The organism is Thalassotalea fusca (assembly GCF_053485835.1).
Genome location: NZ_JBQRUN010000025.1, coordinates 1 through 22,021, shown reverse-complemented (window position 1 = coordinate 22,021; position 22,021 = coordinate 1). Strand labels below are relative to the sequence as shown.

Annotated in this window: 22 protein-coding genes; 13 read left to right on the top strand and 9 right to left on the bottom strand. The window is 42.2% G+C overall.

The window, feature by feature from the left end; translation table 11 throughout:
• Positions 1 to 25: 25 nt before the first annotated feature.
• From ACSLUK_RS18655 to ACSLUK_RS18645, 3 genes are all read right to left on the bottom strand, one after another.
• Positions 26 to 751, bottom strand: a complete 726-nt coding sequence (locus tag ACSLUK_RS18655) for a LytR/AlgR family response regulator transcription factor (protein ID WP_448550306.1) — start codon at positions 749 to 751, stop codon at positions 26 to 28.
• Positions 751 to 1,704, bottom strand: a complete 954-nt coding sequence (locus ACSLUK_RS18650; RefSeq protein WP_448550305.1) for a sensor histidine kinase — start codon at positions 1,702 to 1,704, stop codon at positions 751 to 753. The genes ACSLUK_RS18655 and ACSLUK_RS18650 overlap by 1 nt, the downstream gene beginning before the upstream one ends.
• A 170-nt stretch (positions 1,705 to 1,874) precedes the next feature.
• Positions 1,875 to 2,456 (bottom strand): hypothetical protein, encoded by a 582-nt coding sequence (locus tag ACSLUK_RS18645; RefSeq protein WP_448550304.1) that lies wholly within the window; start codon positions 2,454 to 2,456, stop codon positions 1,875 to 1,877.
• Between the two features lie 354 nt (positions 2,457 to 2,810).
• Between ACSLUK_RS18645 and ACSLUK_RS18640 the strand changes: the two genes are divergently transcribed.
• From ACSLUK_RS18640 to ACSLUK_RS18620, 5 genes are all read left to right on the top strand, one after another.
• A complete protein-coding gene (locus ACSLUK_RS18640; protein WP_448550303.1) occupies positions 2,811 to 3,701 on the top strand; it encodes an AraC family transcriptional regulator in 891 nt (296 codons plus the stop codon).
• Positions 3,702 to 3,801: 100 nt separating this feature from the next.
• Complete coding sequence (locus ACSLUK_RS18635; protein ID WP_448550302.1) at positions 3,802 to 4,797, top strand: alpha/beta hydrolase family protein; 996 nt, start codon at positions 3,802 to 3,804, stop codon at positions 4,795 to 4,797.
• A gap of 99 nt (positions 4,798 to 4,896) precedes the next feature.
• A complete protein-coding gene (gene blaDIM / locus ACSLUK_RS18630) occupies positions 4,897 to 5,640 on the top strand; it encodes a DIM/SIM/IMP family subclass B1 metallo-beta-lactamase (protein ID WP_448550301.1) in 744 nt (247 codons plus the stop codon).
• 143 nt (positions 5,641 to 5,783) lie between these two features.
• Positions 5,784 to 6,563 (top strand): substrate-binding periplasmic protein, encoded by a 780-nt coding sequence (locus tag ACSLUK_RS18625; protein ID WP_448550300.1) that lies wholly within the window; start codon positions 5,784 to 5,786, stop codon positions 6,561 to 6,563.
• A 66-nt stretch (positions 6,564 to 6,629) separates the two neighbouring features.
• The gene (locus tag ACSLUK_RS18620) at positions 6,630 to 7,451 is read left to right on the top strand and encodes a substrate-binding periplasmic protein (RefSeq protein ID WP_448550322.1); all 822 of its coding nucleotides are present in this window, start codon (positions 6,630 to 6,632) and stop codon (positions 7,449 to 7,451) included.
• Positions 7,452 to 7,474: 23 nt separating this feature from the next.
• Here the strand turns inward: ACSLUK_RS18620 and ACSLUK_RS18615 are convergent, their stop codons facing one another.
• Complete coding sequence (locus ACSLUK_RS18615; RefSeq protein WP_448550299.1) at positions 7,475 to 7,912, bottom strand: Lrp/AsnC family transcriptional regulator; 438 nt, start codon at positions 7,910 to 7,912, stop codon at positions 7,475 to 7,477.
• A gap of 175 nt (positions 7,913 to 8,087) precedes the next feature.
• Between ACSLUK_RS18615 and ctlX the strand changes: the two genes are divergently transcribed.
• Positions 8,088 to 9,038, top strand: a complete 951-nt coding sequence (gene ctlX, locus ACSLUK_RS18610; protein WP_448550298.1) for a citrulline utilization hydrolase CtlX — start codon at positions 8,088 to 8,090, stop codon at positions 9,036 to 9,038.
• A gap of 40 nt (positions 9,039 to 9,078) precedes the next feature.
• Positions 9,079 to 10,485 (top strand): alanine/glycine:cation symporter family protein, encoded by a 1,407-nt coding sequence (locus ACSLUK_RS18605; protein ID WP_448550297.1) that lies wholly within the window; start codon positions 9,079 to 9,081, stop codon positions 10,483 to 10,485.
• A 35-nt stretch (positions 10,486 to 10,520) separates the two neighbouring features.
• Here ACSLUK_RS18605 and ACSLUK_RS18600 read toward each other — a convergent pair whose 3' ends face one another.
• Genes ACSLUK_RS18600 through ACSLUK_RS18585 form a run of 4 tightly spaced genes read right to left on the bottom strand, consistent with a single transcriptional unit; the run spans position 10,521 to position 13,293 of the window.
• Positions 10,521 to 11,372 (bottom strand): hypothetical protein, encoded by an 852-nt coding sequence (locus tag ACSLUK_RS18600; RefSeq protein ID WP_448550296.1) that lies wholly within the window; start codon positions 11,370 to 11,372, stop codon positions 10,521 to 10,523.
• Complete coding sequence (locus ACSLUK_RS18595) at positions 11,372 to 12,103, bottom strand: energy transducer TonB (RefSeq protein WP_448550295.1); 732 nt, start codon at positions 12,101 to 12,103, stop codon at positions 11,372 to 11,374. Before ACSLUK_RS18595 ends, ACSLUK_RS18600 begins: the two co-directional genes overlap by 1 nt.
• A complete protein-coding gene (locus tag ACSLUK_RS18590) occupies positions 12,093 to 12,677 on the bottom strand; it encodes a sigma-70 family RNA polymerase sigma factor (RefSeq protein ID WP_448550294.1) in 585 nt (194 codons plus the stop codon). The genes ACSLUK_RS18595 and ACSLUK_RS18590 overlap by 11 nt, the downstream gene beginning before the upstream one ends.
• 10 nt (positions 12,678 to 12,687) lie before the next feature.
• Positions 12,688 to 13,293: an energy transducer TonB gene (locus ACSLUK_RS18585; protein ID WP_448550293.1), complete on the bottom strand. Its 606-nt coding sequence runs from the start codon at positions 13,291 to 13,293 to the stop codon at positions 12,688 to 12,690.
• A 147-nt stretch (positions 13,294 to 13,440) separates the two neighbouring features.
• On the opposite strand from ACSLUK_RS18585, the gene ACSLUK_RS18580 reads away from it, so the two are divergent.
• From ACSLUK_RS18580 to ACSLUK_RS18570, 3 genes are all read left to right on the top strand, one after another.
• The gene (locus ACSLUK_RS18580; protein WP_448550292.1) at positions 13,441 to 13,650 is read left to right on the top strand and encodes a cysteine-rich CWC family protein; all 210 of its coding nucleotides are present in this window, start codon (positions 13,441 to 13,443) and stop codon (positions 13,648 to 13,650) included.
• Between the two features lie 108 nt (positions 13,651 to 13,758).
• Positions 13,759 to 14,703, top strand: coding sequence for a prolyl aminopeptidase (gene pip / locus ACSLUK_RS18575; RefSeq protein WP_448550291.1), 945 nt, complete (start codon positions 13,759 to 13,761; stop codon positions 14,701 to 14,703).
• A 306-nt stretch (positions 14,704 to 15,009) separates the two neighbouring features.
• Positions 15,010 to 17,883, top strand: a complete 2,874-nt coding sequence (locus ACSLUK_RS18570; protein WP_448550290.1) for an insulinase family protein — start codon at positions 15,010 to 15,012, stop codon at positions 17,881 to 17,883.
• A 191-nt stretch (positions 17,884 to 18,074) separates the two neighbouring features.
• Here ACSLUK_RS18570 and ACSLUK_RS18565 read toward each other — a convergent pair whose 3' ends face one another.
• Positions 18,075 to 18,857: an AraC family transcriptional regulator gene (locus ACSLUK_RS18565; protein ID WP_448550289.1), complete on the bottom strand. Its 783-nt coding sequence runs from the start codon at positions 18,855 to 18,857 to the stop codon at positions 18,075 to 18,077.
• 91 nt (positions 18,858 to 18,948) lie between these two features.
• Here ACSLUK_RS18565 and ACSLUK_RS18560 point away from each other — a divergent pair, with 91 nt between their 5' ends.
• The 3 genes from ACSLUK_RS18560 to ACSLUK_RS18550 all read left to right on the top strand — a co-directional run bounded on the left by ACSLUK_RS18560 (position 18,949) and on the right by ACSLUK_RS18550 (position 21,643).
• Positions 18,949 to 19,749: a sulfite exporter TauE/SafE family protein gene (locus tag ACSLUK_RS18560; protein ID WP_448550288.1), complete on the top strand. Its 801-nt coding sequence runs from the start codon at positions 18,949 to 18,951 to the stop codon at positions 19,747 to 19,749.
• A 207-nt stretch (positions 19,750 to 19,956) separates the two neighbouring features.
• Positions 19,957 to 20,637, top strand: a complete 681-nt coding sequence (locus ACSLUK_RS18555) for a lysoplasmalogenase (RefSeq protein ID WP_448550287.1) — start codon at positions 19,957 to 19,959, stop codon at positions 20,635 to 20,637.
• A complete protein-coding gene (locus ACSLUK_RS18550) occupies positions 20,627 to 21,643 on the top strand; it encodes an AraC family transcriptional regulator (RefSeq protein WP_448550286.1) in 1,017 nt (338 codons plus the stop codon). Before ACSLUK_RS18555 ends, ACSLUK_RS18550 begins: the two co-directional genes overlap by 11 nt.
• Positions 21,644 to 22,021: the final 378 nt, after the last annotated feature.

Here is a 22,021-nt window from a genome sequence, read left to right as displayed (position 1 = left end):
TACAAATTTACTTTATTTTTCCACTTTATAGCGCAGGAAAACCAAGTTGAGCTTTTAACTTAGACGCTTGGCGGCGTGAGATCTCTACTTCACTGCCATCTATCAGCCAGGCAGTGAATCCATAGTTCACGTTTTGTTCTAGCTTTTGTATTGATTCAATGCGAAGAATGTCGACTCGGCTGGCACGAAAGTAGTGATCATCATTCAAACGCGATTCTATCTTATTTAGGGAACTATGAAGGTACGCTTTTCCTTGTGATGTATAAATGGCCGCGTGATTACCGATACTTTCAAAGCGAAAAATATCTCCTAAGCGAATAATCTTCATATGATCCGCAAACTTCACCATCAGCTTAAAATCGTCGTCTAACGGCGTTTGTTCAACAATTTCCGTTTGTTTGGTAAGTCGATTAATAGCGGTTTCAAGGCGCTGCGGAACAATGGGCTTTACCAAGTAATCGACCGCATTAAGCTTAAACGCATCAACAGCAAATTCATCATAGGCGGTGCAAAATACAATGGGGTACTGGCCTGCGAGCTTTTCCGCCAAATGAATGCCAGTTCCCCCTGGCATTTCAATATCGAGGAATATTACATCAACCTCGTGCTGCTCAATTAACGCCAGACCTTCATCGATATCTGTGGCCTGTGCCACGACCTCAATATGTGGAAACGATTTAAGTAGACGTAGTAACTCTTGTCGAGCCATTCGTTCGTCATCAATGATAATAGCGTTGATCTTGTCAGACATCATGATTCCTTGGGTAGGCGCATTGTCGCGTAAAAATAATTGTCTTTAGCTTCATGAGTCAGATTGCCCTGATTTGCTGTTAGTAAGCTAATGCGTTTGTTTAGATTTTCAAGGCCAACTTGTGTGCCTGACTTTATTAACGCTTTGTCAAAAGGATTGACAACTGTCACCGCCAAAAAGTCGTTTTCAATCGCTGCATTTATGGTCAACTCTCCGCCTTGCCTTAGATTGGCAATACCATGCTTGATTGCATTTTCAACTAAGGTTTGCAGCCCCATTGTTGGAATTACACGTTGATGACATTCCGGAGCAATGTCGTAATTTACCTTTAACCGATCACCTAGTCGAATTGCCTCGATTGCCAAGTATTGCTGGCAAATTTGTAGTTCTTCCGTAAACGTTACAGTGACGCGGGTATCTAATGACAGGTTGTAACGAAATAAACTCGCTAATTGTGTCACCAGTTCGGCCGCTTTCTCTTGATTTTCAAATATCATTCCACGAATAGTGTTGAGTGAGTTAAACAAGAAATGTGGGTTGACCTGATTCATCAAACTCGACAACTGCTCTTCTTTGAGCTGTTGTGCCATTTGTCGGCTATCACGAATTGAAGTAATTGAAATATATAGCGCGCTCCACAAGGAAAATAAGGCCATAGCTGCTATCATTTGTGCAATGAATCCAGACAATTCGTTCGTAATCATAAATGGACGAACTTTTTCTGCCATCAAAGAAAATAGCGCATCATTCATCCTTTCAATAACGTAATAAAAAAGTGACGCGAGCACTATCCCTTTTGCATATATTTTGAAGTTAAAGTGACCGTAGATCGAATGGGCTTTGATCTGTCTCCTTAATATAAAGTGACTTGCGAAAACTGTAATAATGGCATTTTCAAGAAACTTAAGCACTGGCGCTGTTTCTTCTGGGTTTTGCTGAAAATGAATCACCATTATCCACCCCCATAGGAAAGTTGTTCCTAATATCTGGCATGTCCAGTACAACACATTGGAAGTCATAAACTTTTGCATAGTTCGAAGTTCGCCAATTTTGTGATAGCGTAAAAATAAGCGCAAGATTATAGCGCTTATTTGGGCAGAATAAACATTGATATTGATGAGCACTAAAATTTATGCTCAAAGTTAATGCCGATAGATTGATAGCCACCGATATCGGTATAACTGATCCCAATACCACTGTTGATGGGTGAAATACTCATACGATAACCAAAATCGGTCTCTGCACCGTTGCGATGTTCAATGGCTAAATCAAATTGGCTGTTCTTAAAGATTTTTGTAGCGCCTAAACGCGAGACATTGATGATGTCATTAGCAATCTGTTCGTTACCTCTCTCTAACGTTTGCGTAAGGTCACCCGTTTCAACGTAAAACGATAAGTCGGTGTCAGCATGAATAGCGATGCCCACTACATATTCTCCTTCGTCTAGATACATTTTACCGACATCACTTCTTTCATGGCTCGCCTGATATGAAGCACGTCCGTATATTTCCGCACTCGTTTCTGGCAGTAGATAACTTAATGTAGCCGATGTACGGTAGCCTTCGCCATCAAACCCTTCCAGCTCAGTATATACACTGCCTAAAGCCACTTTAACATCGAGCGTGTCTTGCTCTACTTCTTGTGCAAATGTTGCTGTGCTTAATAAAACTAATCCTGCTGTCATAACTGTTGTAATGTTTTTCATGTGGTACTTCCTATAAATTCTGGTTGTGTTTCAGTTGGTAACAAGATTACCGACCACAAGAATTAACAGGGATGAAAAGTGATGAATGGCGAAAAAAAATGATGAACGGCGAGTAAACGTATTAATTGCATTATAGCAACGGGTTTTAAACGTTAAAAATCTTACTTTAACCAGCACCTTTATCTCTGGTTTAAGCCAAAAATCATTCGTCAGCAGAATACGATTGAGTAAATTTTTTCTCTTTGAGTCTTAAATACTTAGAAATTTGTTTAATTTGGGGGCATCCGTGTTTTTCCATTGAACTTATCGTTACTTTGGGCAAAATGTATTGAGCAAATAACAATTCACATAGCTATGCAAAAGACACATAAAGCAAAATATTCGGTAACCATTAATAAGATTGCGCAATACATTTACGATAATTTTGAGCACTCTATTACGTTAACTGATTTAGCAGACACTTTTGGTGTCTCAAAGTATCATCTAAATCGGCTATTCTTTGCACATACCGGTATGAATCTAGGCGAATTTATTCAACGTCGACGACTTGAGTTTGCTTATAGCTTGTTAGCTGAGCAGAAATTTTCAGTAATTGACGTCGCCATACGGGTAGGATACGACTCACATGCGGCATTTAGTCGAGCCTTTAACCGATTATTTGCCATTGAACCCAGCCAAGTTAAATCAAATAGTGTGCCTGCATTTGCGCTAGCGAAATTAATCAAGCAACCTAAACGCCAAACCATACAGGCTGAATTGTTATCATTGCCAGAGCAGAAAATTATCGGACTTTACGGGCAAGGCTTTGAAGAGCAGTCTTATTTTTCAGTTGCCACACAGCTTTATCAACAAATAGCTGAAACGTTGCGGTTATCAAACGGTTTTGATTTCAGCCACCATCAGCTATTTGGCGTTTCTATCGACAACCCATGGCGCGTTGAACAATCCCAAAGTCGATTTTTTGCTGGCATTAGCTCACCATTGTTCGAAGATATGACGCCATCGGGTGCAGAAAGTTTGCAAGAATACCTTATGCCCGCAGGCTTATGGGCTCGATTTGAACATGAAGGAAGCTATCAAACCATGTGGCAAACCATTCTCAATATTTATGCCAGTTGGTTTTCAGAAAATAGCTATACATTACGAGATTCGGCCTTAGTGCAACACTATGTCAACGATGTGACTGTCACTCCAACAAATGAACTCGTGACACATATTTATGTACCAATATCAAAAAATAGTTAAATCATCATCATTTCATATGATTTTTCGCACTTTCTGCATAGCACTGTGAGACACATTCAAGAATAATGGCTTTAACGATAACCATTGGATTCACATTTACATGACTAAACCTATGAAGTTTTCTCAAATCATCAAAACATTGAGCATGAGTGCTTGTGCGCTGCTGGTTAGCGCAACAGTATTGGCAAATGCTAATTCAGCCTCACATGATTCATTGTCACAACCAATCACAAAAAAAGAAATCAACCTTGAGAATAATGTGGCCAATCGCCCAATAAAAATCGACCTATGGTTTAAACCTCAACAAGCAACGGTAAAAAATATCGCCATACTATCGCATGGTGCCATGGGAGCTGCTATCGATTACAGCTGGCTAGCCTACCCACTAGCATCGCAAGGCTGGACGGTGATTGGTATGAACCATTATGGTGAATCTTGGCGCTATGGCAGAGAACATATTGACCCAAGTACTGTGACTCGTTTCTGGCAACGTACAGAAGATATTTCTTTTGTTATTGATAACTTAGTTCAGATTGTTTCATCGGACAACCTGTCAGATACCCCGAACATTGTTGTCATTGGTCATTCATCAGGTGGACAAACAGCCGCAGCATTGGCGGGTGTAGAATTAAGTTTTGAACAAATGAAAGATTATTGTCAGTCAAATAAATCCACTGGCGACTTAGGTTGTTCTTATGCCAAGAAAGGCGCTGAAACTAAGCCTGCTGTTCAATCTACAACGATCAATAACAGTCAAGATAAGCGCATTCAACGTATCGTAATGCTCGATCCAGCATTAGGCCCTGCGGCCACTATTGAAAGCTTATCTAAAGTGTCTGTGCCGAGCTTGGTGGTAGGTTCATTTAATAATGACTTTCTGCCGTTTGAGCATCACGCTAAGTACTACGCGACTCATATGCCAAAAGCGACGCTCGTTTCACTTAACAACAATGAAGGGCATTTTGTTTATTTGAACAAATGTGATCATCCGCACAAGGCCCAAGGCGTATCACTGTGTGAAGACAGAGCGGGTGTAGATCGTGAGCAAGTACATCGTCAGTTGTTAGGACGAATATTTGGATTTTTACACCGTTAACAACAAAGACCTTGTTACAAATATTTGAGCGCATATGATTGCGCTCACTGCCAATAACCTTTAGCGTTGTAGTCATTGTTTCTAAGTAGGTTTTTTCTAGTGAAGGTTGTTCGTTTTCTCCTCGTTTCGCTGCTATCGAGTGTCATGCTCGTTAATAATGTTTTTGCTGATAACACGGAACAGCCGCTAAAAATAATTCCGTTAGCAGATGACCTTTATCACTACACCTCTTATAAACACGTTGATGGCTTTGGTTTAGTTCCTTCTAATGGGCTCATTGTTGTGAACGGCAATGATGCATTTTTGATTGATACGCCGTGGACAGATCAAGACACAGCTCAATTGTTGAATTGGATCACTGAGAAAAAGCTATCACTCAAAGGCAGTATTTCCACACATTGGCATGCGGATAGAAGTGGTGGCATCAACTATTTGAATCAGCAAGGTATTAAAACCTATGCCACAAGCCAAACAAATCAACTACTAAAACTTAACGCTAAGGCTATGGCAAGCAGCACGCTAAACGCCGTACACAACGTGTTGTTTCACGATAAAATTGAAACCTACTACCCTGGTGCAGGACACAGCAGTGACAATATTGTCGTTTGGTTACCCAAGCACCAATTGCTTTTTGGTGGTTGCTTAATAAAAAGTTTATCCAGCAAAAGCTTAGGCGATGTTGGTGATGCAGATATCAACGCTTGGCCTGTATCTGTCGCTAATGTGCAGGCAAAGTACCCTAGTGTAAAAACGGTAATACCCGGTCATGGTAAGACAGGTGACGATTCGTTATTGCGCCACACAAGAGCGTTAACAGCAAAAAGCGATAAGCACTCTCATTGAAGCCAAGGCTGACCAAAAAAAAGAAATCTGCCCTCATTTCAATTTGGCATTATCACCATACCTAGGGCTGCTTCAAACGGAATAGCGGCAGAAAGTGAAAGGATTATTATACTTACAAAATACCGATCGTATTTGAGGTGATAGTGAAGAATCTTGTGTTAATGTGTCTGTTTCTGATCGCTACTTGCACTTTTGCAGCAGAAATTGATGCCACCACCAAGCCTCAATTGCTATTTGGCACAGAAGTTTATGCACCCTACAATTTTGTGGATGGTCAAACAGGTCAAATATCAGGCTTTTCAAACGATATTGTTAAAGCTCTCATCGCGCATGCTGGTGACCAAGATAATGCCACAATCGAAATTTATCCCTGGGCGCGCATTTATTATATGGCACAGCATTTGGAGAATGTTGGCATTTTTTCCATGGTGCGCTCCAAAGCAAGAGAGAAGATGTTTAAATGGGTGGGCGTTCTCTATTACCCTGATGCCTATATATGGAAACTTCGCGCTAGAACCGATATTCAGGTTCATAACAAAGCAGATCTGAAACGCTATAAAACCGTGGTGATTAACGACGGTATCGATTATCAAATTTTGACCCGAGAATATGGCTTATCTATCGATGACCATTTACTGGCGATTACCAGTACAGAACAGAAGTTATTAATGTTAACGAGCGGTCGCGCGGAGTTATTTGAATATGGCGAACTTGCGCTTCGCTGGAAAATGCACTTAATGGGAATTGATTTTTCAACGGTGGAAAAAGTGATGCCCGTACCGGAAATGACGTCGTTATCGCTGGCGTTTAGTTTAAAAACTGACGATGCCATCGTGAACAAGTATCGTCAGGCGTTAGCCGACATCAAGCAAAACGGGACTTACCAGAAAATCCTGTATAAATGGCAATTTCCAGCGCAATAGCAACGAGAACAGCAACCGCGCAATTAATCACTATACTTATTAAATGACCACTAAGTAGAGATAGTGATGAAGCGCATAGCATGGTTAAAGTATGCTATTGTTTTGCATATTTTTTTCTATTCAACATTTTCAAGTCATGCCAATGAACGCATTCTCTTTGGCACCGAAATCTACGCGCCATATAACTTTATTGATGAAGAAACTGGCCAGTTAACAGGCTTTTCTTATGATGTGGTGCAGGCGCTCATCCACTTTGTCGGCGATCAAGATATCGTCGAGATCAAGGTCTTTCCTTGGGCGCGAATTTATTACATGGCACAGCATATGGAAAACGTCGCGATATTCTCCATTATCCACTCAGAACAACGCAGCAGCATGTTTAAATGGGCAGGAACACTTTACTATTCAGATTCATATATTTGGAAGATGGCAGAGCGCACCGACATTCAGGTAGAGAATAAACAAGATTTGAAACGCTACCAAACCGCCGTGCTCAATGATGGTGTTGATCAACAAATCCTGATGCGGTGGTACGATTTATCCAAACGTTTACATTTATTGCCCGTATCAAGTGCCAATCAAAAATTATTGATGTTATTTAACGGCCATGTGGATTTGTCGGAATATGGCGAAATGCCATTGCGCTGGAAAATGCGTGAAATGTCGCTCGATTATCATCAAGTTGAAAAAGTATTCGCCATTCCTGAAATGGCACCACTATCACTCGCGTTCAGTCCACTCACCAGCGACGAAATCGTTAACCGCTATCGTCAGGCACTCAATGCAATAAAGGAAAATGGCGTTTATGATCAAATTCTTGAAAAGTGGTTATTACCTGTAAGTAAAATATCCAACGCCCCTACTGTGCCAATCAGCACCAGTAAATAACCCAGAGTAATAACATAACTTAGCTATAAACTGGTCAGTAGAATACTGGTTTCGCTTTTTGAAACACCTTCAATTTCTCGCACCATACGTAAGACGCGATCAAAATCAGTTAAATCACTTGCTTGCAGCTCTGCTACCAAATCCCATTTACCATTGGTCGTATGTAATTTTTGTAACTCAGGAAAACCACGCAACTGTTTGATCACATTAGTCGTCGTGCGTCCAACTACTGCGATCATCATGATGGCTTTGACACTGTCTTTTTCTAACTGCTCATGGGCACGTATAGTAAAGCCAAGAATCGCCCCACTTGTAGTCAATCGTTCCAATCGATTTTGAACCGTCGCCCGCGACACTTTTAGTTGTTTAGCCAACTGTGAAATAGGTGCGCGGCCGTCTTCCCGTAATAAGGCGATAAGTTGTCGATCGAGTAAATCGGATAGATATGGTATTTGCTTCAAATTTCGCCCCTGTTTATACAATTTGCTAGTGATAACTTAGCATAATGTCAAAAATTAGTGCAATTTGTATAAGTTTTGTGGCTTTTTGCTTAACAATGTTCTGCATTATGATGGGTACTATTAGTTTCGTAGTTAACAGTAAAATAAATAATTTGGAACATTCGTTGGTATCAGTATGACTTACAGCCCTCAAACGCCTGCAGCGGTGGTGTTAATTAGACCTCACCATTTTACGCCCAACCCACAAACGGCTAACGATAATGGCTTTCAGTCGATTATTGACGGTTTGTCGCCGCAAGCAGCCGCCAAACACGCATATGATGAAGTAACTCGTGTTGCAGAAACACTCAGCCAACACGGTGTTCGCACGCACCTTTTCGATTGCCAAGACAAAGATAAACCCGATGCCGTCTTTCCAAATAACTGGTTTTCAACGCATGCTGGAGGGCACATCGCTTTATATCCTATGTATGCAGAAAATCGGCGTGGTGAACGTCGATACGACATAATCGAATTCTTGAAAAGGCACTATCGTGTGCAAGAAGTCATTGATTACTCGGGTTTAGAACAAGATAACTTATTCTTGGAAGGTACAGGTGCAATGGTGCTCGACCACATAGAACGTGTTGCTTATGCGGTTAATTCGCATCGAACTGACGCCATTATTCTCGAACGTTTTTGTACTCATTTTAATTTTGAACCGATGGCTTTTGATGCGCAAGATCACCAAGGTCAGCCGATTTATCACACCAATGTGTTGATGTGTATTGCCAATGACTATGTTCTGATAGGGCTTGATATGATCACTAGTGCCGATCGTAAGAATGAAATTATCGACCGCTTCGAGCAGTCAAATCGTCGGGTGATTCCCTTATCCACCGCACAAATTTCACAATTTTGTGGCAACGCCATCGAGTTGCAAGGACGAAACAATAAAATATTGGCCTTATCGAAAACAGCATTTAATGCACTGACTAATCAACAAAAGCAACAAATTGAAAAAAGCAGTGAATTGGTACCTTTAGACGTCAGTACGATAGAGCAAGCCGGAGGAAGCGTGCGATGCATGCTCGCAGGCATACATTTATCACCACGTCCGGGAGCCACTTTCAGCAATTTGCGTTAACCCGTGACACCAATGAGAATAAGAAAGACAGGCGGAATCTATGTTTGAACAAATGATAGCAACAATAAATAGCTGGCTTTGGGGATCAGGACAAATTCTGATTTATTTATTACTTTTTGCTGGTTTTTGGTTTAGTTATCATTTGCGTTTTATTCAATTTCGCCACTTTCGTCACATGTTTTCGGTAATGAAAAACAGCGCAAAAGGCGATAGTGCTGGCATTAGTTCCTTTCAAGCGCTTTGTACCGGTCTTTCTGCGCGCGTCGGCACAGGAAATCTGGCTGGGGTCTCAGTAGCAATCTCGCTTGGTGGCAGTGGTGCCATCTTTTGGATGTGGGTGATTGCGCTCCTTGGCATGGCAACAGGATTTGCAGAAAGCATACTCGGACAGCTCTACAAGGTACACGACGAGAATAAAGAGTTTCGTGGCGGTCCGGCATACTATATTCAAATGGGCTTAGGCAGCAGAAAATTCGCGGTATTATTCGCCATCTGTCTATTTCTTGGCTACGGCTTTAGTTTCAGTGCAATGCAAGCAAACACCATTGCCGACGCACTAAACAATGCGTTTAATGTACCCACTATGTATGTTGGTATTGCACTGACTCTCGTTGCTGGCCTTATTGTCTTAGGTGGCCTGAGAAGCATTGCCCGATTTGCCGAATGGGTTGTGCCGTTTATGGGGATCACATTTGTGATTAGTGCATTGTTGGTCACGGTGTTTAATTTAGACCTGCTACCTAAGGTTATTGGCGATGTTTTTGCCTCAGCGTTTGGTCTACAAGAAGCTGGTGCGGGTGCATTGGGCGCAGCCATCAAAAATGGTATTCAACGAGGGCTATATTCGAACGAAGCTGGCGCCGGTAGTGTGCCTCATGCATCAGCCTGCGCAACTCCTAACCCTAATCACCCAGCGGCACAGGGTTATGTCCAAATGCTGGGCGTTTTCATCGATACTATCGTGCTGTGTTCATGTACGGCGATGATTATCCTGCTGGCTGATATGCCCATTTCAGGCGAAATGGAAGGCATCAGCCTAACGCAACAAGCCATGTCAGTGCATTTAGGCGATTATGGTGATTATTTCGTTGCTATCGCTATTACTTTTTTCGCATTTACGTCAGTTGTAGCCAATTATGCCTATGCAGAAAGTAACCTGCATTTGTTTCACTTAGATAATAAGCTAGGGCGACTCGTTTATACGTCGGCCTATTTGGCGATGGTGTTATGGGGCTCAAGTGCAGCATTAAAGCAAGTGTGGGCAATGGCAGATGTCGCGTTGGGGTTAATGACACTGGTCAATATCACGGCAATCGTGTTACTAACGCCAACCATTGTTGCACTGACTAAAGATTATCAACAGAAACGCTTATCTGGTAAGAAAATCGCATTTAGTAAGCATGATATTAAATTGCAGGGGAAAACCAGCGACGGTATCTGGGAGTAATTTAGATTCTTTCTTAAACCAATAAGTAGAGCGCCCTATTGAGGCGCTCGTACCACCATTCGTTCAAACACTGAATCACCATATTGCACGCCTTGCTGCATAGGTATTAGATAATCGGCGATAAAAAAGTGCCCTTTCGCTTGTCGCACAAACAGCTCGCCAGAATAGGGAAAGTCAGGATGCTGTACACCGAGCTTAGTAATAGGGTCATCTGAGTTAGCAAAATGCTCACAATAGATACATGCCGGTAGCACAGATTCACGGAAGCCGGCACCAAAAGTGAAATACGCTATTCGTGCCAGTTGTTGTGCAGGCAATTGCTGACTTAAATGATGTAATGCAGCAGTAACAATAATAGCTCCTTGGGAATAGGCGACAATATTGAGTTTGGAATTATCTTCTGCAAGTGGATCACATAATTTTTCACTAATAACCGTTGCTACTTTTTGTGTGATTGCATTCATCACCCCGTAACGCCCTTCGTTGCACTCAAGTAAGTCTTTGACCAATCCTTCAGTTTCATTGTGCACTAGCGTCACGGGTTGCCGAATAGCTTTTGCGAGTACCATTGCCTGATGTTCAGCAAGATCAATCGAGGTAACAATACCATTAACAAACATCACGTTACTCTTGGGCGTCAGCCACTTTTCTTTTGATTGATCATGCATTGATTGCGTATTAGCAGTCCCATTTAATCGTTGTCCTACTTTTTTCAGCGAACGCAATGCCCGTTTTTTGCGAAAATTAACTTCACCTTCAGGTAGCCACAGCGTTTCTCTGTTTAACATGTTAAACACATTGATTTTTTCGCCCAAGAGCAACTTGAGGTCAGCCATTAACCCAGGGCCAAACGTTTGACTAATATAATTTTCAATAAGGCGTTTCATTAGTGTTCCGGCAACTTAAATTCAAAGGTAACGGTTAACGGCTCGGCACGTGTCACATTGCCATGCTCGTACTGCCATTGTTGTAACGCTTTCTTCGCAGATTTAACCAGCATACTGTGCGATCTATCAGACAGCAATGCGATGTCTGTGATATGGCCTTGTTCATCTATTTCATAGCTCAATGTCACGATTCCACCAATTTCTTCTCGTAAGGCATCTACTGGATAGTTTGGCATGACTTTATGCGTTAAGTTAGGCAACTTCGGTGGTGCAGACATAGCCCCCACTGCGATATCATTATTGACAGACAACGCCAGCTCCGGCACCGCTGGCACAACCGCGACTAATTGCCCTGTAGGTACGGGTTGTGGTTGCGGCGCATCAGGTAAGTCAGATCTAGATGTTGTCGGTTCCGGTGGCAAAGCAGGTGTGGTAACCACCTTCTCTACATGTTCGTCATTCCCCGCTGGGGGTATATCTAGCATCACAGGGATATGTGGCTGCGATGCTTGCTTTGGGCTTTCCATGGCAGGCAATAAATAAGTAATAACGGCAAATACGCCAAAAGACATGCCACCAGCAATGGAAAACACACCTAAAAATTTCGCCCATAGGCTGCGCTGCTTAGGCGATTGTTGTGCTGCATCTAAGGTTATTTCAGGTACTGCCAGTTCGGCTTTTCGACGCTCAAATAATGTCGAGAGCTCTTGCTCAAATGCATCATTGTTCATGTTGGGTTCCAAGTAAAATTTTCAGGTTATTTTTAGCGTAACGTAAACGACTCTTAATCGTTTCGACACCTTCACCAGTCAGCTGCGAGATTTCAAATAGTGAGAAGCCTTCTTGCTGGAAAATCAATGCTTCTTTTTGACCGAATGGTAACGAACTGAGAGCTTGCTCCAGTTGCTGCAATTTGTCTTGCTTTACAATTGATTGATCAAGCGTGGGAGTGACAATGTGCTCTTCTGAAATAGCATGCCATTGCCAACGTTGTTGTCGCCTTAACTCATCAATCAATAAGTTGCGGGCGATAGTGAACAGCCAGTTTTTCACACTGGCTGGCACACTCGCTTGCTGGCTTTTGTTATTCGCTAAACTAACGACCTTTAGCCACGTATTTTGCAACACGTCTTTGGCTAAATCAGCATCAGACAAGGTAAGTAAATAGTGGTACATTGCCCGATTGTACTGCGTGACTAACTGCTCAAGATAACCGTTATCTTTCGTTTGGTAATACTTGAGCAGCAGCGTTTCGGGTACCACTTGTGGATTAAACCACCCTTTTATCATTGACGGTAATTTCAATCGCCATCCCTTATTGTTGGTTTTGCATAGTGAAATCTAATTGCACAGTCATGCCTTGTTGAATCACAGGCTTGCCATCAACAACTTTAGCGCGGTATTTCCATTTTCGTAGTGCTTGCTTGGCAGCGCGATCAAATACACGCTTAGGTTCAGCTTCCTGAACCGCAACATTAAACACTTCACCGATTTCATTAATATCAAATGACAATATAACCCAGCCTTCGATACCTTTTCTAGCCGCATCCATTGGATATGTTGGATTTGTACGCACAATAGGTCTAGCTTCTCCTTCACTCATGCCTGCAAATTTGGCGATGCCTCCAATAGAGCCACCAATATCCATGTCCACCGGCTCATAGTTATAATCAACGGTACTTTGCGTTTCACTTGCAAAAGTTGTTGTTTGCACTTGCGGTGGCTGTACCTCGGGTATTTTAGGTAAGCTGCGAATCATTTTATTCACCGTTGATTCTGGTGGCGCTTGCATTACCGTAACAGGTACATAAGGTGGCGTTTTTGTAAGCCCAGCCTGTTGTTGGCTCACCAAAGTTGCCATCAACACAAATAAAGCAAAAGTAATTAATCCTGCGCCCGAAAATATCGTTAAATTTTTCATAGGTATTCCTCAATCAGTTTATTTTGAGGGGTGGCCACACCCAATGAGCAAATTCAATCTGCTTATTAGTAATACGTGCAGTGAAAGAAAAAGGGGTTAAATTTTTTTTATTTTTTGATGTGATGAAACATGGCTATAATATGACGCATGAAATCTACAGCGACACCTGAACAGTTTTGCCCGTTATGCCGCCAGCTTAATCATTGTCAAGTTGATGATATTGAGCACTGTTGGTGTCAAAATGTGACATTTGATAAGCAGTCACTTGCTCAAGCAGTACCCTCTGATAGCAAAGACTCACCGTCCTGTATCTGCCAACAATGTGCTGAAAAATATAGCATAACGGCAGCAAGTTAAATACAAACTGCATTGCACCTATCAATTAATGTAAAAACGCATTACGCTGGTATATGACAAGCTAGCATGTTATTAAAGCTACACATAATTTCTAACAAGGACTTTACCGTGCGTACGCTTTACCCTGAAATTACGCCATACAGCGATTTCATGTTAACGGTTTCTGAACATCATCAGCTCTATGTAGAACAATGCGGTAATCCCGATGGTCAGCCCGTCGTTTTTCTTCACGGTGGTCCGGGAGCCGGCTGTTCAACCAATGACCGTCGCTTTTTCAATCCAGAAAAGTATCGCATCATCTTATTCGACCAGCGTGGTTGTGGGCGCTCAACGCCACACGGCAGCCTAGATGAAAATCATACGCAAGCCTTAGTTGCTGACATTGAAAAGATCAGACAGCATCTGACGATTGAACGCTGGCACGTCTTTGGTGGTTCATGGGGCTCAACCTTGTCATTAGCATACGCACAAGCACACCCAGAGCATGTGATTAGCTTGACATTACGCGGCATATTTTTGGCACGTCCACAAGATATTGAATGGGCGTTTAATAACGGTGGCGGCACTCGCATATTTGCTGATTATTGGCAGGAATATTTGAACGCCCTGCCCGACGGTAGCAGCCAAAATACCGTGAAAGCCGCATATGACGTCATGACAGGTTCAGACCACGCAGCCGCTGAGCGAGTTGCCAGAGCTTGGAGTGAATGGGAGATTCGTTGTTGTACACTGGAACCCAATCAAGCGTTTGTAGATGCCGCAACGTCTGATGAATCTTGTTGGACACTAGCACGACATGAAGCCCATTTTATGGTGAATGATTGCTTTTTATTAGACAATCAATTACTTAATGATTGCGATAAAATACGCCACATTCCTACCACCATTGTCCATGGCAGATACGACATCGTATGTCCATTCGATAATGCTTGGCTATTACATCAATCGTTACCGAAATCAACGCTAATTACCACCATCGCAGGTCACGCATCAGTAGAACCGGAAACCGCGCATCATTTACTCGAAACCACTGACCGTAATTTAACATTATAGCGTTCGATTAAAGTGCCCCCTATCGTTTAGCAAAACTAAATGAGGGGTCACTCTTCTTTCATTTCACCGATATCACAAAATTACGCCAAGTTGTGAGGCAGTGGACTATGCCAATACCTGACACAAAGCCTCACAAATTTACGCTTAGCTAAGTGCTGCTAGCCAATTTCCAACCAATTCACATTAACTTACATTTTCAAAGTTTCCATTAACAATACATTTACTACAATAGAACAAGAATTCATAATAAGTATTTTCCTGTTCATAAGCAGAAAAAGTAGTAGAAAATAATAAAGGACAAATCCTATGAAGTGCTTTACTCCAACCTTAATTGCCATAGCAATGACCGCGTCACTGGCGGCTTGCCAAGCGACGAATCCATCTCAGCAAGCAACTAACACCGTTGCCGCTCAACAAGCCGTAACCGTTATCAAAAGCCAGTCTGATCACCGCGATTATCGCTATGTCACTTTGGAAAATGGCCTGAAAGCGCTGTTAATCTCTGATCCGAATACCGATAAGTCTGCCGCAGCAATGGATGTTTCGGTTGGAGCTTACCACGCGCCTAAAGACCGTGAGGGTCTACTCCACTTTTTGGAACACATGCTGTTTCTAGGTACTGAAAAATACCCAGTTGCGGGTGAATACAGTGAATACCTCAAGAAAAATGGCGGTGGTTCAAATGCCTACACATCATTAGAAAACACCAACTACTTTTTCGATGTGAAGAACGATGCTTACGATGAAGCGCTCGACCGCTTTGCGCAATTTTTTATTGCACCAACCATGGATCCTAAATTTGTAGATCGTGAAAAAAATGCCGTAGATTCAGAATACTCACTGAAAATTAAAGATGAATTTCGCCGCATCCGTGAAGCCAGCCGTCAGGCAGTTAACCCTGATCACCCTCAACGCCTGTTTAGTGTAGGTAACCTTGACACATTAGCGGATCGTGGTGATGACAAAGTATACGATGATTTAATCAAAGCGTATAAGCGTCACTATTCAGCGCACCGTATGGCATTAGTCGTGTTAAGTAATCAACCGTTGGATGCGCTAGAATCATCGGTGAAAGAAAAATTTTCAGCCATTGCTAATAACGGACTACCTAAACCTAAATTATCGCGTGATTTCCTAACAGAAAAAGAAAAAGGGACCCGAGTTCACATCGACGCATTGCGTGATACCCGTCAGTTGATGCTGCAGTTCCCAATTAGCGACCCCCAGCAATATCAACTGACTAAACCAATCGGCATTGTTAGCCACCTATTAGGTCATAAAGGCAACAATTCGCTGTATCAATCGCTTAATAATCAAGGGCTGATCGAGTCAATGTATGCCTATGATCGCGATCACGATGCAATGGATGTATATACCATTAGTTTAGAACTGACCGAAAAAGGCTTAAAACAAGTTGATGATATCGTTGAACAGGTTTTTGCGTACATTGATCTGGTCAAGCAAAAAGGTGTAAGTCAGGCGTACTACGAAGAAATTAAGAAAATCGCTAAAATTGACTTTGCTTTCCAAGAGCAAGTATCGCCAATGCGAACTGTAAGTAGCTTAGCACCGCAACTACAAAGTACTCCAGCAACACACATACTTAACGCATACTACGAGTACCAGCAGTTTGATGCTAAGACAACACACAAGTTTTTGAACGAGCTTTCACCATTTAACATGCAACAATTGTTAGTTGCGCCCGACTTAACAACCAATAAAACAGAACCACTATACAACGTTGATTACTCAGTTAATAAGCTACCAAAATCATCATTGACTCGCTGGTCTAAAGCGAAAGCCAACGACAATTTGCAATTACCTAAACTTAATCCGTTTATTGCAGAAAATACCGATCTCTTACCAAAAGAAAGTAGTGGTAAACCAACACTCGCCATGTCTGGTACCGGTATTGAAATGTGGCACATGCAAGATACAAGTTTTGGTATTCCAAAAGCTAGCATGTATATGCGCTTAGAGTCTCCACATGCACGCAGCAGTATAGAAAACCGTGCCAAAGTCGCTTTAGTTGAAAAGCTCTTGGAAGATAAACTTAATGCGTTTGGTTACGACGCAAAACTTGCTGGTTTAAGCTACAATGTTTTTGCTTCTGAAAAAGGTATCGGCTATGCCATCAATGGCTTTAACGATAAGCAAGCAGATCTAATTAACGTTTTAAACAAAACGATTGCTAAGTTTGACATCGATAAGAATAAATTTGATTTATTGAAAGCCAGTTTGTTACGAGACTGGAAAAATGCCGCGCTTGCACGTCCTATAGATCAAGTATTCGACCGTCAGGAACGTGAATTTGGTGAAGATCCGTTTTCAGAAAAAATGTTAGCGGCGGCACTTGAACCTGTCACGTTTAGCGACTTGAAGCAATTCATGCATCAACTATTGTCAGAAGTGCGTATCAATGCGTTATCACATGGTAACGTCAGCCAAGATGAGGCTATTGCCTTAGCGAAAAACCTCAAAGAAACCTTCTTAACCAAGAAAATTGCCGCTAAAACTGAACAGGTGGTGCGTCATGTAGAACCAGGAACAGTGATTATTAACGAGATGGACATCAATCACGATGATTCTGCGTTAGTCATCAGCTACCCGTCAGACCATTCAATGAAGGGCAATGTTAGTTCGCGCATGATAGCTCAAGTACTTAGTGCTAAGTACTATCACAGCATGCGTACCGAACAACAATTAGGCTATGTTGTCGGTACGTTCAGCGGTGAATTTTCAACGTTACCCGCGTTGAACTTCTATGTTCAATCTTCAAAAGTCGGTCCTGTTGCGTTGCAAAAACACATTGATACCTTTATTGCGGAGCAGTTTGATCAGCTAAAAACAATGTCAGCCGAAGAGTTCGAACAACACAAAGCTGGGTTGCTAAGTAAGATTAATCGTAAAGACAAGAACCTTTCTGAACGTACGCGCCGACTTTGGAACCAAATGGTTGATGGTTATACTCAGTTTGATAAACGTGCGCAATTAACCGCAGGCATCAAAGCGATGACTAAAGAAGATTTAATTGCTGATTACAACCAGTTGTTAATTCAACCGTCGAAGAAACGTGTTATTACGCGCAACTTTGGCCAAGCTCATCAAGATGGCGACTATCAGCACGCCAGCCAAGACAAACAAGTTTGTCGCCAAGAGCAGTGCTGGACGATTTTATAGTACCAAGTAAGTAAACGCGTTTGACATAAAAACCAGTGCATAGCACTGGTTTTTATGTATAGGACATACGGTATGACGTGCCCTTCGATTGCTTCGCACTCAGGATGCGCGGGATTATATGGATGGCAAGGAACGTCGATGTACAGGACGTACGGTATTAATGGCAATGAGCGTCGAAGTACAACTTCAAATTAAACTTTTAGAAATTCACCTGGTGTGACACCCGTTTGCTGTTTAAACATTGCGATAAAAGTAGAGGCAGATTCATAGCCCAACATTAGCGCCGTGGTGTTTACAGCATGTCCGAGGTTGAGCAGTTGAATTGCACTTTGAATGCGCTGTCTTAACTTCCATTCTCTGAAAGTGATGCCAGTTTCCACTTTAAAAAGGCGAGAAAAATGACGTACTGACATACCCACCTCAGTACATACTGCTTGAATATTCAGCGATTCCATTGAATCACGCTCAATTATGCTCACAGCTTTAATTAAACGTTTATCTGTAGGGTATGGTAGGTGAAATACGATGGGGTTTGCTTTGCAGAGATAGTCTCTTATTAGACGCAGCAATCGGCCATCGGCACTGTACCATTGAATGTGCTCTGGCAGTTGAGCGGCCTCTACAAGCAGCGCCTGTAATAGCGGCGAAACAGATAACACCGTTGCGCTATTTGGCAAACTAGCAGCCTCACGATTATCTATGTACACACTGACGATTTTAGCATCGGTTTGGGACGTTACTTCATGTAGGGTATGCGAAGGTACCCAAACGCCTTGTTGAGCAGGAACGATATATCTGTGATTACTGGCAGTAACCAGTAACACACCATGGCTCGCATATACAAATTGTCCCCACAGATGTTGATGCATCGACACTTGCACATGGGCTTTGATATCACGGGTAAAAGCCACGATAGGATTGCTGAGTTGGCTAATGCCAGATGCAGCATTAGCAATGCGTATTAAATTTGGCATAAAATCTACATTTTTAGTCCTATTATCCACTTAACGCCACCATAGCCTATCGATACAATACCTTTCAAGCTGAAACTTCTATGGAACCATTATGGATTTGACCGTTATCTTACAACTTATCGCATTGGGTGTGATTGCGGGAATTGCTTCAGGACTCTTAGGCATTGGAGGGGGTGGTATTATGGTTCCTGTACTAACTTCACTATTTATTGCTATCGGTGTTCCCAATGATCAGGTGGTTCATCTGGCATTAGGTACGTCGATGGCAGCCATTGTTGTCACATCAATCTCGAGTGCGCTGGCTCACCACCGCAATCAAAATGTCATTTGGTCCGTGGTTAAGGGTGTGTCACCAGGCATCATCGTGGGTGCATTTGCTGCGACTTTTCTGGTTGCGCAACTTTCCACATTGTTTTTGGGTATGTTCTTTGCTGTTTTCATGGCAATAGTCGCCGTTCAAATGTTTAAGAATAGCAAACCTAAACCTTCAAGAACGTTGCCTAAGCCTCTCGGCTTGTCTGTAGTCGGTTCAGGGATTGGCGCCATTTCTTCTATGGTATCAATAGGAGGAGGTTCAATGTCAGTGCCCTATTTGGTTTGGCACAATGTACACATTAAGCAAGCAATTGGTACATCGGCAGCACTAGGCGTTGCTATTTCGATTGCAGGTTCCGCTGGTTTTGTTTATAACGGATGGGCGCAAGCCACAAATGACAGCTTTATTATTGGCTTTATTTACTGGCCAGCTGTGCTGATTATTTCATGTTGCACCATGATTTTTGCCCCGATAGGCGCTAATTGGGCAAACCGTTTACCCGTCGCCTTCTTAAAGAAAATTTTCGCCTGCCTGTTGCTGTTGCTCAGCTTAAAAATGTGCATTCAGCTTTGGTAGCCCAATTGATATCACAGTGATACTAGTTGCATGCAAAAGGTTTAAAATCAGCGAGTTAAGTGTAAAGTTGACGCCTTTTATATGACACGTAGATTTATTTATCTCCAGTACTTACATTTGTTCGCTAAGATGTTATAAAGGTATGACCAGTATGTAATTTGAATTGCGTTAATCGCTACTCAAAAGAAGAATAAAAGCGTATCTAAAATGAACAACAAGTCACTTATTTCACTGTTCCTCGTGCTGAGCACTATTTATTTGTTCAGCCTAACCCACGCGCCTTATAGCGGCCAGTTTTTGCTGAAAGTAGCCCCTATTTTGTTATTGGTTGCGATGGCCTACAACCAACTTGCAGGCAAAACCCGAACACTAATGGTTGGTGCATTGATCGCCTCTGGCTTTGGTGATGTTTTTCTAGCCTTAACCTTTGCCAATAGCTTCATTTTTGGCTTAGGGGCATTTTTGATTGCGCAAATTATTTACAGCGTGACATTTATACAACACCGCCTGTCGTCTCCCATCTCTATTGGGCGTAAAATCATTGCCTTAGTTATCGCTCTGTATTCGGTTTACATGGCAAGCTACATATTACCGGCTACGGGCGATTTATTTATTCCAGTCACTATTTATTTGACCGTTATCACGGTGATGGCACTTTCTGCGCTTTTAGGTAACTTGCACCTAAGTGCAGTAATAGGCGCAATAAGCTTTGTTGCTTCTGATTCTGCGCTGTCACTTAGCCTATTCAAAACACCATTACCCTATTCAGATTGGGTTGTGATGTTTACCTATTATGCGGCGCAATTAGCAATTTTACTGGGCATGATCCGTCAGCAGGATACCATTTGTGCGCTTGAAAAATCTGGACTGAGCCAAAATGCGGGTTAGCCTGCCGCATTATACGGTTAGAACGCTGCTCAATTTTCTTGCGCGGCAAGGATTGTCACGTCAGGTGTTATTGTCGCTTATTGAAAGTGATGAACAGGCGTTAAACGACCCAAAGCAACAATTTACCATTGCCGACTACGAACATTTGATCGATTTTGGGGTAAAACACCTTGGCATCAAAAATATCGGCTTTATTCAAGGTAAAGCGTTCGACTTAAGTTCTTGGGGTTTGCTCGGCCATATCGTATTAGCCGCGCCTACGTTGTGGGATGCATTGGCCTATCAGCGACAATTTCAATGCTTGATGGGTAATTCAGGCAGTGCGCATCATGAGATAGATGGCGATGTTGTTACCGTTCGTTGGTTATCCGATTTATCGTGCAGCGACAACTCCAATGAGCAAGTGATCACCGCTTGGGTTGCTTTTGCATTTAATGTGACGCAAACCCAAGACAAACCCATTAGTGTTCATTTTACCCATGATTGCATGACCACAGTGGATGAATATCAAGCGTTTTTTGGCTGCCCAGTACATTTTAATGCCAACTTTAATGGCATTAAAATTCACCTGTCATCATTATCATTGCCATTAACTACAAACAATCAAGAAGTGTTGTCAATCTTAAGTCGCCATGCAGAAAACAAAGTAAATGCGTTGCGCTCGTCAGCATCGCTAGAACTCATTTCACAATACATTGTGGAAACATTGCCTGAGCGAGTTCCTGAACTCAATGAAGTTGCAACATTTTTGGGCATCAGTGTTCGCCAATTACAACGACAGTTTCAAAAAGAGCAAACTAATCTAACGCAGCTCATCGACAGCATTCGCCAACGATTAGCATTGTCATACTTATCGCAAACTGATCATAAGTTGCTATACATTTCCGCAATGCTAGGATACTCCGAGCAAAGTGCCTTTCAGCGTGCTTTTAAGCGATGGTTTCAGGTAACGCCGCAGGAATATCGTTTAAGGCCACACACAACAATTTCACAACATGTTGGTTAGCATTGGCAAAAAAACAACCTTTTCACAATACATCATGCGCGCATAATATTTATTAATAAAACAGAACGCGTAGGTGATAAAACAGAATATTTCACTCAATTTATATGAGTAGTGTAGTTATACCAATTGAATTAAATATTTGATCATTCAGCGAGAATTAAAAGGCTTAGAGGCAAGTAATGCCGATCAGTTAAGGTTTTAATTTATGGGATCAATTGAACGATCCTATGGATATGCAACAATCCGATATTATTGTCTGATATCGGATTGTTTTTATGCGCTTTGAAAGTGAACTCGCCACTGCCTTTAACTCATGTAATACCTTCAGTACTTTTGAAAAATATGCCGAGTTGCTATCTCCAGATTTAATTCAACAGG